The 12,432-nt window shown below is 31.3% G+C and carries 14 protein-coding genes; 8 read left to right on the top strand and 6 right to left on the bottom strand.

The window, feature by feature from the left end; all coding sequences use genetic code 11:
• The 4 genes from IDG60_RS15260 to hssR form a co-directional block, all read right to left on the bottom strand.
• Window positions 1–369, bottom strand: a 369-nt coding sequence (locus IDG60_RS15260) for a DUF3021 domain-containing protein (RefSeq protein WP_206160872.1), incomplete at its 3' end; no start/stop codon positions are given.
• Window positions 366–809, bottom strand: a complete 444-nt coding sequence (locus IDG60_RS15255; RefSeq protein WP_000977032.1) for a LytTR family DNA-binding domain-containing protein — start codon at window positions 807–809, stop codon at window positions 366–368. The genes IDG60_RS15260 and IDG60_RS15255, both read right to left, overlap by 4 nt.
• 162 nt (window positions 810–971) lie before the next feature.
• Window positions 972–2,345, bottom strand: coding sequence for a heme sensor histidine kinase HssS (gene hssS / locus IDG60_RS15250; protein WP_206160871.1), 1,374 nt, complete (start codon window positions 2,343–2,345; stop codon window positions 972–974).
• Complete coding sequence (hssR, locus tag IDG60_RS15245) at window positions 2,338–3,012, bottom strand: DNA-binding heme response regulator HssR (RefSeq protein WP_000249497.1); 675 nt, start codon at window positions 3,010–3,012, stop codon at window positions 2,338–2,340. Before hssR ends, hssS begins: the two co-directional genes overlap by 8 nt.
• 135 nt (window positions 3,013–3,147) lie before the next feature.
• Between hssR and IDG60_RS15240 the strand changes: the two genes are divergently transcribed.
• Window positions 3,148–4,203, top strand: a complete 1,056-nt coding sequence (locus IDG60_RS15240) for an ABC transporter permease (protein WP_000761395.1) — start codon at window positions 3,148–3,150, stop codon at window positions 4,201–4,203.
• A complete protein-coding gene (locus tag IDG60_RS15235) occupies window positions 4,203–4,868 on the top strand; it encodes an ABC transporter ATP-binding protein (protein WP_001229911.1) in 666 nt (221 codons plus the stop codon). Before IDG60_RS15240 ends, IDG60_RS15235 begins: the two co-directional genes overlap by 1 nt.
• Window positions 4,869–5,098: 230 nt before the next feature.
• Here the strand turns inward: IDG60_RS15235 and IDG60_RS15230 are convergent, their stop codons facing one another.
• Window positions 5,099–6,067, bottom strand: coding sequence for a YdcF family protein (locus IDG60_RS15230; RefSeq protein ID WP_001549718.1), 969 nt, complete (start codon window positions 6,065–6,067; stop codon window positions 5,099–5,101).
• A 194-nt stretch (window positions 6,068–6,261) separates the two neighbouring features.
• Here IDG60_RS15230 and IDG60_RS15225 point away from each other — a divergent pair, with 194 nt between their 5' ends.
• From IDG60_RS15225 to IDG60_RS15210, 4 genes are all read left to right on the top strand, one after another.
• Complete coding sequence (locus tag IDG60_RS15225; protein ID WP_000238542.1) at window positions 6,262–6,717, top strand: MarR family transcriptional regulator TcaR; 456 nt, start codon at window positions 6,262–6,264, stop codon at window positions 6,715–6,717.
• 239 nt (window positions 6,718–6,956) lie between these two features.
• Entirely contained in the window at window positions 6,957–8,339 is a 1,383-nt protein-coding gene (gene tcaA / locus IDG60_RS15220; RefSeq protein ID WP_000833809.1) for a glycopeptide resistance protein TcaA, read from the top strand.
• Between the two features lie 30 nt (window positions 8,340–8,369).
• The gene (locus IDG60_RS15215) at window positions 8,370–8,498 is read left to right on the top strand and encodes a hypothetical protein (RefSeq protein WP_001792264.1); all 129 of its coding nucleotides are present in this window, start codon (window positions 8,370–8,372) and stop codon (window positions 8,496–8,498) included.
• A gap of 109 nt (window positions 8,499–8,607) precedes the next feature.
• The gene (locus IDG60_RS15210; RefSeq protein ID WP_000999131.1) at window positions 8,608–9,816 is read left to right on the top strand and encodes a putative multidrug effflux MFS transporter TcaB; all 1,209 of its coding nucleotides are present in this window, start codon (window positions 8,608–8,610) and stop codon (window positions 9,814–9,816) included.
• A 226-nt stretch (window positions 9,817–10,042) separates the two neighbouring features.
• On the opposite strand, the gene IDG60_RS15205 is transcribed toward IDG60_RS15210, so the two are convergent.
• Window positions 10,043–10,597, bottom strand: coding sequence for a TetR/AcrR family transcriptional regulator (locus IDG60_RS15205; protein WP_000828569.1), 555 nt, complete (start codon window positions 10,595–10,597; stop codon window positions 10,043–10,045).
• 120 nt (window positions 10,598–10,717) lie between these two features.
• On the opposite strand from IDG60_RS15205, the gene IDG60_RS15200 reads away from it, so the two are divergent.
• Both IDG60_RS15200 and IDG60_RS15195 read left to right on the top strand, forming a co-directional pair.
• Window positions 10,718–11,365 (top strand): HlyD family secretion protein, encoded by a 648-nt coding sequence (locus IDG60_RS15200; protein WP_000738250.1) that lies wholly within the window; start codon window positions 10,718–10,720, stop codon window positions 11,363–11,365.
• 12 nt (window positions 11,366–11,377) lie between these two features.
• On the top strand, window positions 11,378–12,432 hold a 1,055-nt coding region (locus IDG60_RS15195), incomplete at its 3' end, for a DHA2 family efflux MFS transporter permease subunit (RefSeq protein WP_206160870.1).

The following is a 12,432-nucleotide window of genomic DNA, read 5'->3' as shown; positions in this document are numbered from 1 at the left end:
CACAATGAAGATAATTGTGAATATGATTAGATAATGCACTGTTAGTGGAAACCAACCGGCAAGCATTGCTAAAGGCAAGAATCCGACATACGTTGTTATGAAATGCATTATAGTTGCTTTAGTAATGCTCCAATCTGTGTATTTAAAGATAAAATCTCCAAGGAAAAAGACGACGCCTATGAGTAACCATAAAATGATAGAAATCAACATTACGGTAGTTTCTGTGAAATGATTATAATACAAAATGCCAATAGTTGATTGTGGGTTCAGTGGATAATATTTGCCGTCTGCAAATAACATACTAAAGAACAGTGAAAGGGACAAACCAATGATTAAGCTAATAAATAATGAGTTTTTCAAATTTTTCATATTGATAAGCGCTCCTTTATAGATTTTAAATAACGTCTAGAAGAATAGGTGTAGTGTGCATCTTTAAGATACATACGTATAAGTCCATTTGGCTCTAATAATAATTTTTCAATGTAATACTTGTTGACGATTTCTGATTTGGAAATGCGAATGAAATGTTGTGGTAACTGTTTTTCTAGTTCATAAAGTCGTAATTTTAGTTTGAATTTTTGATTGCTTGTAATGGCTGTTACATTTTTATTAATAACTTGGAATGTTATAACATCTGATACATTAATGATATGGATTTCTTTGTCTATGTATCCGACTAATGTATGTGATTTGTCTAAATCATTGACTGCATTAATAATACTTTGAACGTGATCATTCATTTTAGGTGCATGTATATCAATATAAGATTCCGTCTCATTTGCATTGATAAATAAATTGAGTTTCATCATAGGTTAATGCCTCCTTCAAAATTATTAAACCATAAATGACCATCGATATATTTAAATTTTGTTGAATGGTAGAAATTAAATGTTAAGTGGCTAGAAAGCGCTAATCAATATAAAAGATACCTCCTGAAATAAAAACAGAAATGTTTTTTCAGGAGGTAGAGATTAAAGTGAATTATTTGGCAGTGTAATAGTAAAGGTGGTTACATACTCGTTACTTTGTGTGAATTGGATTGTACCATGATGCAATTCAATGATGGATTTTGTAATTGCAAGACCTAAACCATTGCTATTATCATGTTTGCTCACTTTATAAAAACGTTCAAATAAACGTGCTTCAGCTTGTGGACTAATTGGTGAACCATCATTACTTATTGTGAAAATGATATTGTTGTGACTATGTTGCAAAGCGATGTCAATGGCACCACCAACATCTGTATACTTAATAGCATTTATTAATAAATTACTCAATGCTTGATGTAACAAACGTTGATTTCCTAGGAAATTGATTGATTCTAGGTCAGCTAAAATGATTAACGACTTTTCATCAGCAGCAAATTGTTCATGTCGAATGATATCTTTAATGAGTTGATCGACTTGAATCTTATCATCGAATAATAAATGTTGGTGATTATCTAATTCGGATAAGAGTAACAATTCAGTTGTTAATCCGCTCAGCTGCGTTGTAATGGTATAAATATCATTTATATATTGTTGTCTTAATGTTTTATCAGAAGTTTGTTGTAACTCGCTTAATAAATGATGAATATGTGTTAATGGTGTTTTGATTTCATGAGATACATTTTGTACAAAATGCTGCCTCATTTGATCAACTTGTCCCAATGACTCTCTCATCTTATTAAAGTGATACTGTAATGTTCCAATTTCATCTTTGCGTGTTTGTTTGATAGGTGTTTCAAAATCACCATCAATTAAGCGTTCGGTCGCTAGCTTTAACTTTTTTACTGGACGAATGATTGAATAGGTTGATGCGATAACTAATGAAATCGAGATAAATAATAACAACATTAACAAGACGGCTAAGAATGTTCTAAACTCGCTAAATGTTTCTCCAATATCTGGACGCATGAATACTGCTATTGAACCGTCTTTTGTCTTAAAGTTAATACCAACAGTATTATCTGTTACATTGTCGAAAAATCCAGTTACGAATAATGCGAATGGTTTATCTTTAATACCATGGTAATCTTTATTATTTAATACGTTGTTAATAGCATTTTGTGATAAAGTATCTTCTCTAAATGGCTCCCCATAAAATGTCTTATGACCTTTTTGATCAACGGTCATTATTTGGTAATTCATTTGCCCTAAATGTTTGAAATATTGTTGAATGTGCGTTGGTTTAGCTGATTGTTCATATTGTCTTGCTTCTTTAAGTGTCTTCATGATTTTCGCGTCATTAGATGCTTTTAAATTATAATGATAGTAAACATTTGTTAATACAAAACTTATTAATGCACTAAATAAAATAACCGTAATGGAATAAATCGCAATTCTAGCATAGAGTGTTTTAAACATGATTCTCCACCTTATAGCCTTGTCCTCTTACTGTTTCAATTGTAAGTGTGGCATTTAATTTTTTTAATCTTTGGCGTAGTCGCTTAATATGAACGTCAACTGTTCGTTCATCTCCTTCATAATCATAGCCCCAAATTTTTTCTATTATTTGTTCACGAGTAAAGATTTGCTTAGGACGTGCTGCAAGCATAAATAATAATTGAAATTCCTTGTTCGGTAACGTCATCGTTTTATTAGATACTTGGAGTTCCAAATAGGATTGGTTTAGCGTTAAGTTGCCAATAGTCATTTCTGAATTTGAATTGATATTATATCGACGTAATACCGCACGAATTCTAAAAATAAGTTCCTTAACCTCAAAGGGTTTGGTTACATAATCGTCAGTACCACTTATAAACGCACGCTCTTTGTCACTAAGTGCATCCCGCGCTGTTAACATAATAACTGGTATATCATAATCATTTTTTAATGTATTACATAATTGAAAGCCGTCCATACCATCCATCATAATATCTACCACTGCAATATCGACACGCTGTTTTTCTAAAAGTTTTAATGCAGCTTCACCACTTGGTTGTGTGTATGCATCAATGTGCTCTGTTTGTAAATGGCTAGCTATATAATTTAGGATTCGAGGATCGTCATCGACAACAAGACATTGCACCATAGCTATAAACTCCCTTATCTTTTTCATTTATTATACATGTAAAATATTTTTGCGTAAAAAAACAATTGTTCATATTGAGTTCATATTTCAACCTTATACTGACGCTAAAGAAGAAATAGGGAGAAGTGAATCGATATGAAATTAGCGATAAAAGAGATTATGTTTTACAAATTTCGTTATATTTTAATCACATTAATTATTCTTTTATTAAGTATTATGGTGTTATTTATTAGTGGTTTAGCTCAAGGGCTTGGTAGGGAGAATATTTCGTTATTTGAACACTTTGATAATGATGAATATGTTGTTCAAAAAATGAAAGAGCCGCAAATTGAGAAATCGCAACTTAGTGATACGCAACAGAATCAAATTAAAAAGGTAATTCATCAAGAACCATATAAAATGAATATTCAAACATTGAAATTATCTAATAAAGAACAAGATGTGATTACAATGAATGACGTTAAACAACAACGCATACAACTTAAAAAAGGTGATTATCCTAAAAATGCTCATGAGGTCGCTATTAATGATAAGTTAGCTGCAGACAACATTAGAGTCGGGGATAGATTACATTTTAAAAATAATTCAACTAGTTATAGAGTTTCTGGTATTTTAAACGACACAATGTATGCGCATAGTTCCATTGTGCTATTGAACGATAACGGATTTAATGCATTGAATAAGGTTAATACGGCATTTTATCCAGTGAAAAATTTAACACAACAACAACGTGATGAGCTTAATAAAATAAATGACGTTCAAGTTGTGAGTGAAAAAGATTTAACAGGTAATATTGCGAGTTATCAAGCAGAGCAAGCACCGTTAAATATGATGATTGTTAGTTTGTTTGCTATTACAGCAATCGTTCTAAGTGCATTTTTCTATGTTATGACGATTCAAAAAATATCACAAATTGGCATTTTGAAAGCAATTGGTATTAAGACAAGACATTTATTGAGTGCGTTAGTTTTACAAATTTTAACACTAACAATAATTGGGGTAGGTATTGCTGTGATCATCATAGTAGGACTATCATTTATGATGCCGGTAACGATGCCTTTTTACTTAACAACGCAAAATATTTTATTAATGGTGGGGATATTTATATTAGTAGCGATTTTAGGTGCCTCACTATCATTTATCAAATTATTTAAAGTGGATCCTATCGAAGCAATTGGAGGTGCAGAATAATGGCATTAGTCGTTGAAGATATCGTCAAAAATTTCGGAGAAGGTTTGTCTGAAACAAAAGTTTTAAAAGGTATTAATTTTGAAGTGGAACAAGGGGAATTTGTCATTTTAAATGGTGCCTCTGGTTCTGGGAAAACAACATTGCTAACGATATTAGGCGGATTGTTAAGTCAAACGAGTGGTACAGTGCTTTACAATGATGCACCATTGTTTGATAAACAGCATCGTCCTAGTGATTTGCGATTGGAAGATATTGGTTTTATTTTTCAATCTTCACATTTAGTTCCTTATTTAAAAGTGATAGAGCAATTGACACTCGTAGGCCAAGAAGCGGGAATGACCAAACAACAAAGTTCAACAAGAGCAATACAACTTTTGAAAAATATTGGGTTAGAAGATCGCTTGAATGTATATCCGCATCAGTTATCTGGCGGTGAAAAGCAACGTGTTGCGATTATGAGAGCATTTATGAATAATCCGAAAATCATTTTAGCAGATGAGCCCACAGCAAGTTTAGATGCCGATAGAGCAACAAAAGTTGTTGAGATGATACGTCAACAAATTAAAGAACAACAAATGATTGGTATTATGATTACACACGATCGAAGATTATTTGAATATGCAGATCGAGTGATTGAATTAGAAGATGGCAAAATAACTGATTAGTGGCTTGTAAAGACGCTAAATGTTAATGATTTAAGACATAGTAGTATAAAAGTTAGATAACAGAATACGATTTGGGTTTACAAAAAAGCGCGTCACTATTATATAAAATGATGACGTGCTTTAGTTTATTTATTTTCAATATAACAATTGTCTAATCAAGGATTAACGAATATTTAAAGATAGTTTGACGCAATATTAGAAACAACCTATAATAATAGTTTGTTTGTGGATTAACTATTATAAATAAAAGCGGCGTAAAGACATATAAACCAACTACTTGAACAATATAACGTTAATAACAATCTATACTGATACATTACGCCTAGATAATCTTTAATGAGCACATGTAAGAAAAAGTGATATGGTGTATGACTTCCGACACCATCGATAGATAAACCTAATTTTTGGGCTAGTCGTAAGGCGCGCAATACATGAAACTGACTTGTTACACAAACAATTTTAACTGCTTCATGATACAAATTGTTGATGATTTGTTTAGAATATAAAAAGTTTGTGTATGTATTTATAGAGTGAGATTCCATTAGTATATCTGTTTTATCAACACCATGTGCAATCAAATAACGTTGCATAGCTAAAGCTTCAGAAATTGGTTCGTCTGGTCCTTGTCCGCCAGATACAATAATCTTTGTTGCTGATGCTTGTTGTTGATAGATATCAAGTGCACGGTCTAAACGCGCTGCAAGCATTGGTGTGACAAATTCGGTAAAAATACCAGCACCTAACACAATTATGATATCAACTTCTTTGTTGTATGATCTATGTCTATATGATACTGTCCAAACGAGATAACAAATAAAGGTTAGTAACAGGGAAAGACATAATATAGCTAACCACATAGACAAACCTTTCACAATAGGTGACTGAATCGTACTTATAAATAGAAGTGCTGATGTGTAGAGTACAAATTTATATGAAAAAGATAATAATTTTTTAATAAATAAGCGACTAGAAGTATGAGAAAATAAATATCTATGTTTGAATAGCATGATAATACTGATTATTATAAATGTTACAAACATAGACCAAGGGAAAGTATAGGTCATGATGCTATAGATGAGTGACAAAAATATCGATATGACAACTAAGATGTAGCATGTTAAATTTAACGTCAGAGTATAGTTGAAAATTAACGGACAAATAACGATAAGTATAAATATTAATAATAAATTCAATAACATACTGACACCTCGCTTATAATAAATATTAAATATAAATGTAGATGATTTAATTTATTAAAGCAAGGAGAACGCAGCAACATGTAAGTCTTAATTTGTTATATTATATATGGGTCAATATTTTTGTGTTTTTTAGATGTGCGATACAATGATTGCTGAGGATACTTTATAAAAATAGTAATTAGGGAGAAATAATTATGGTAAAACATTTACAAGACCATATTCAATTTTTAGAGCAGTTTATAAATAACGTTAACGCATTAACTGCAAAAATGTTGAAAGATTTACAAAATGAATATGAAATTTCATTAGAGCAGTCTAACGTATTAGGTATGTTAAATAAAGAACCTTTGACAATTAGTGAAATCACGCAAAGACAAGGAGTAAATAAGGCCGCAGTAAGCCGACGAATTAAAAAGTTAATCGATGCTAAATTAGTTAAGTTAGATAAACCAAATTTAAATATTGATCAACGTTTGAAATTCATAACCTTAACTGACAAAGGTAGAGCATATTTGAAAGAACGTAATGCGATTATGACAGATATTGCGCAAGATATTACTAATGATTTAAATTCTGAAGATATTGAAAATGTAAGGCAAGTATTAGAAGTCATCAATCATCGCATTAAAACATATAGCAATCATAAATAGGTTTTTGAAGGTGTTCAAATATAAGACTAAATATGTATGTATTGAACACCTTCTTTTTAGTTATAATTGAGAGAGTACTTTCATAAATAATGTAATAAGGTACAATTCTAAAGTAAAGTTAATCATTTCTTGAATTGTATTCTTGGGATAATATTTGTAAAATAATAATGGTAAAATAATGAAATAATTTTTGTGATATACATATAACAATTGAAGAGGAACAGAATTGAGGTGAAAGTATGAAATCTTGCCCGAAGTGCGGACAACAAGCACAAGATGATGTACAGATATGTACACAATGTGGACATAAATTTGATAGTCGTCAAGCATTATATAGAAAGTCAACCGATGAAGATATACAAACTAATAACATCAAGATGAGAAAAATGGTGCCTTGGGCAATTGGTTTTTTCATTTTAATCTTAATTATTATATTGTTCTTTTTACTAAGAAACTTCAATTCACCTGAAGCGCAAACTAAAATATTAGTGAATGCGATTGAGAATAATGATAAACAAAAAGTAGCAACATTATTAAGTACTAAAGATAATAAAGTAGATTCTGAAGAAGCGAAAGTATACATTAACTATATCAAAGATGAAGTTGGGCTTAAGCAATTTGTCAGCGACCTTAAAAATACGGTACATAAATTGAATAAGAGTAAGACCAGCGTAGCTTCTTATATTCAAACCAGATCTGGTCAAAATATATTACGTGTAAGTAAAAATGGCACGCGTTATATCTTTTTCGATAATATGAGCTTTACTGCACCTACCAAGCAACCAATTGTTAAGCCGAAAGAAAAAACAAAATATGAGTTTAAATCTGGTGGTAAGAAAAAGATGGTTATAGCTGAAGCAAATAAAGTGACGCCAATAGGTAATTTTATACCGGGGACATATAGAATTCCAGCTATGAAATCAACTGAGAACGGTGATTTTGCAGGCTATTTAAAATTTGATTTTAGACAAAGTAATTCTGAAACGGTAGATGTTACTGAAGATTTTGAAGAAGCAAATATAACTGTAACTTTAAAAGGCGATACAAAATTAAATGATAGTTCTAAAAAAGTAACTATAAATGACCGTGAAATGGCATTTTCAAGTTCCAAAACGTATGGTCCATATCCACAAAATAAAGATATTACCATTTCAGCTTCAGGTAAAGCGAAAGGTAAAACATTTACAACACAGACGAAGACGATTAAAGCCAGCGATTTAAAATACAATACAGAGATAACTTTGAATTTTGACAGTGAAGATATCGAAGACTATGTTGAAAAGAAAGAAAAAGAAGAAAACAGCTTGAAGAACAAATTGATAGAATTCTTTGCTGGATATTCTTTAGCGAATAATGCTGCGTTTAATCAGTCAGATTTTGATTTTGTATCGTCATATATAAAAAAAGGATCATCTTTTTATGATGATGTAAAGAAGCGTGTATCTAAAGGAAGTTTAATGATGATTAGTTCACCACAAATTATAGATGCTGAAAAACATGGTGATAAGATTACCGCAACCGTAAGATTAATAAATGAAAACGGTAAGCAAGTAGATAAAGAATATGAGCTTGAACAAGGCTCGCAAGACCGCTTGCAATTAATCAAGACATCAGAAAAATAGAGTATAAAACTTAAATAAGATGCATGTGTCATGGAATACAAACAACATCCTTTCAAAGTATTTACAATTAGTGTGAATTACTTTGAAGGGATTGTTTTTTGTGAAAAAATTTATGGAGTGCTGAGGTTTATATCATTTTATACCTTTTATAAGTTGTAATGATGTTCATGAAACTTGTGAGTAATGCTAATATATAAAAGAGCATATTTAAATTTAGTTTCTGTTCGTGATAGTTATAAACTAATCATTATATAAAGGAGATAGTCATATGAATGATTTAACGCATTTTAACAAGCGTTCACCGATATTTATTATTATTTTAGGATCTTTGACTGCCATTGGAGCATTATCGATAGATATGTTTTTGCCTGGATTACCAGATATTAGACATGATTTTCAAACAACGACGTCTAACGCACAATTAACATTATCGATGTTTATGATTGGTTTAGCGTTTGGTAATTTGTTTGCTGGTCCAATTTCAGATTCAACTGGGCGCAGAAAGCCGCTTATTATAGCTATGATTATTTTTACATTAGCAAGTTTAGGTATTGTTTTTGTACATAATATTTGGCTGATGGTTGCATTAAGATTTCTTCAAGGAGTGACAGGTGGCGCAGCAGCAGTTATTTCAAGAGCTATAGCAAGTGATATGTATAGTGGTAATGAACTAACTAAGTTTATGGCATTATTGATGCTTGTTAATGGTATTGCACCAGTTGTTGCGCCAACAATAGGGGGCATAATTTTAAATTATTCTGTCTGGCGTATGGTCTTTGTCATTCTGACTATCTTTGGTTTCGTCATGGTCATAGGTTCTTTATTAAAAGTACCTGAATCATTAACAGTGACAAATCGTGAGTCAAGTAGTGGATTAAAAACAATGTTTAAAAACTTCAAAATATTATTGAAGACGCCACGTTTTGTATTACCAATGCTCATTCAAGGTATGACATTTGTAATATTATTTACTTATATTTCTGCGTCTCCGTTTATTATTCAAAAAATTTATGGCATGACTGCAATACAATTTAGTTGGATGTTTGCAGGAATTGGTATTACGCTCATTATATCAAGTCAACTTACTGGGTACCTTGTTGATTTTATAGACTCACAAAAATTGATGAGAGGCATGACGATGATTCAGATTATCGGTGTAATTTTAGTGACGATTGTATTGCTTAATCATTGGAACTTTTGGATTTTAGCGATAGGATTTATCATTTTAATAGCACCAGTGACAGGTGTTGCGACACTTGGTTTTACAATAGCTATGGATGAAAGTAGTAGTGGTAGAGGGAGTTCATCAAGTTTATTAGGTTTAGTGCAGTTTTTATTTGGTGGTGTTGCATCGCCATTAGTGGGGGTAAAAGGTGAAGATAATCCTATACCTTACATAATTATTATTATAGCTACAGCAGTTATATTAATTATTTTACAGATTTATAATATGAAGGTATTTAAAACAAATCGATGATAAACATAGTTTCTTCTATTATATTGAATTGAAAAATTAAAAAACAAAACTTGAGCTATTCATAGACCTATGAATTTAGCATCAAAAATAAAAATGCCGAGATTATTATGTGGAAATCTCGGCATTTTTATATTGATAGCACCGTAACATATGTACTATTATCTATCCATTTGGTTTAACTTTATCTAGTTGTTTTATAGCATTTCTTTATTAGAATGAAACCGTATTATTGGATTTGAAGTTTAATCGTATTAGCCAATAAAATGTCAGCAACTTCTTCAGGTGATTCATTACAACCATTCGAAAGCCAATTAATAAACACCCCAGCTTGACCGCCTATGATATATGTAACATAAAGCTGTTTATTGGTTACTGTAGTACTATAGTCATTCATAATTTGTTGATAGTAATCTCTCGCTAAATTTATATAGTCTATGAATAATGTTTTCATTGGATAGGTAACTAAAATGTCTTTGAAAAACTGCTCATTGTGCTTGATATACTTAGCAATAATAATGAAGAATTTATAAAGTTTAAGCTTATCCTGTTTAATATTTTCGAAATTATGATGTAGCGCGCTTAGAAGAAATTGGAATTTTTCTTTATGCTTTGAGTTGATGGTATCCAATAAATCAAATTTATCTTTGTAATAATCATAAAAAGTAGAACGATTAATATTACAATACGCGCAAATCATTTTAGTGGATATTTCTTGAAAAGGATATTCAGCCATCAAATCAACAAGTGCGTTTTGAATTTCTATTTTGGCTTGTCGTTTCATATTGTTACACCTTTGTGAATTTTAACCAACACTCTTATAAAAATTGTTGGTGTTTTTTTAGTTATCATGTCTCTATAATAAATAAAGTGAATTTTAAAAGCAAATAGGAGGAAATGTTTCATGAAAAAGATGATATTAATTAATGTCATTACGGTTGTTGTACTGTTAGCAATTGGGATTGCTGGCTTTTATTTCTGGAATAAAACAACAAGCTATGTAACAACTGATAATGCAAAAGTAAATGGCGATCAAATTAAAATAGCAAGTCCTGCATCTGGACAAATTAAATCACTTAATGTTAAACAAGGTGACAAACTCGATAAAGGTGACAAAGTAGCAACTGTTACTGTACAAGGTCAAGATGGCGAAACGAAAGATATGGATCTTAAAATGCCTCAAAAAGGTACAATTGCCAAATTAGATGGTATGGAAGGTTCAATGGTGCAAGCTGGTAACCCAATCGCTTATGCATACAATTTAGATGATTTATATGTAACAGCAAATATTGACGAAAAAGATATTAAAGATGTTGAAGTAGGTAAAGATGTTGATGTGACTATTGACGGTCAAAAAGCTTCTATTAAAGGTAAAGTTGATAGTATTGGAAAAGCAACTGCTGCAAGCTTTTCATTAATGCCATCATCAAATAGTGATGGTAACTACACTAAAGTTTCTCAAGTAATACCTGTTAAAATCACTCTAGAATCAGAACCGTCTAAACAAGTTGTTCCTGGAATGAACGCTGAAGTAAAAATCCATAAAAATTAAGGGGGTCATTAAATGACTACGACCTTCATTATTAGCTACATTATTTTAGCGCTCATTATTGTTGGGGTTATCAATTTATTTTTAATAAGATCAAGAAAAAAAGGCAAACGCCAACAAAAGGAACAACAATTTACGACACGTCAATCAAATCAATCTAAATTTAAAGCTAGTGATTTAGACAAAACAACTGATCAATCGACACAACGTATGACGCATGAAGAGTTGCGTGTTGACAATCAAGATGATCATAGCCAAGTTAGTCTAAATGGTTACACAAAGGGGTCTGAGAAAGATCAAGAAGCATTCACTAATAATAATGGTGAGGAAGCAGTTGCTGCTAAAAATCCTGAATCAGAAGAATATAAAGTGAATGAAAAAATAAAAAAAGAACATAAAAACTTTATTTTTGGTGAAGGTGTTTCACGCGGTAAAATATTAGCGGCATTATTATTCGGTATGTTTATTGCGATTTTAAACCAAACATTATTAAATGTTGCTTTGCCAAAAATTAATACGGAATTTAATATTTCTGCGTCAACAGGGCAATGGTTGATGACGGGATTCATGTTAGTAAACGGTATTTTAATACCAATTACGGCGTATCTATTTAATAAATATTCATATCGAAAATTATTTTTAGTTGCGTTAGTACTCTTTACAATTGGTTCATTAATCTGTGCGATTTCAATGAATTTCCCAATCATGATGGTTGGACGTGTATTACAAGCCATTGGTGCAGGTGTACTAATGCCATTAGGTTCAATTGTTATTATTACAATTTATCCACCTGAAAAACGTGGTGCTGCCATGGGTACAATGGGTATCGCAATGATTTTAGCACCTGCAATTGGTCCAACATTATCAGGTTATATTGTACAAAATTACCATTGGAATGTGATGTTTTACGGTATGTTCATTATCGGTATTATTGCAATCTTAGTTGGTTTTGTATGGTTTAAGTTATATCAATATACAACAAACCCTAAAGCTGATATCCCAGGTATCATTTTTAGTACGATTGGTTTTGGTGCTTTGTTATACGGCTTTTCAGAAGCGGGGAACAAAGG

It is taken from the genome of Staphylococcus sp. EG-SA-2, assembly GCF_017152085.1.
This window is presented reverse-complemented; position numbering and strand designations above follow the sequence as displayed.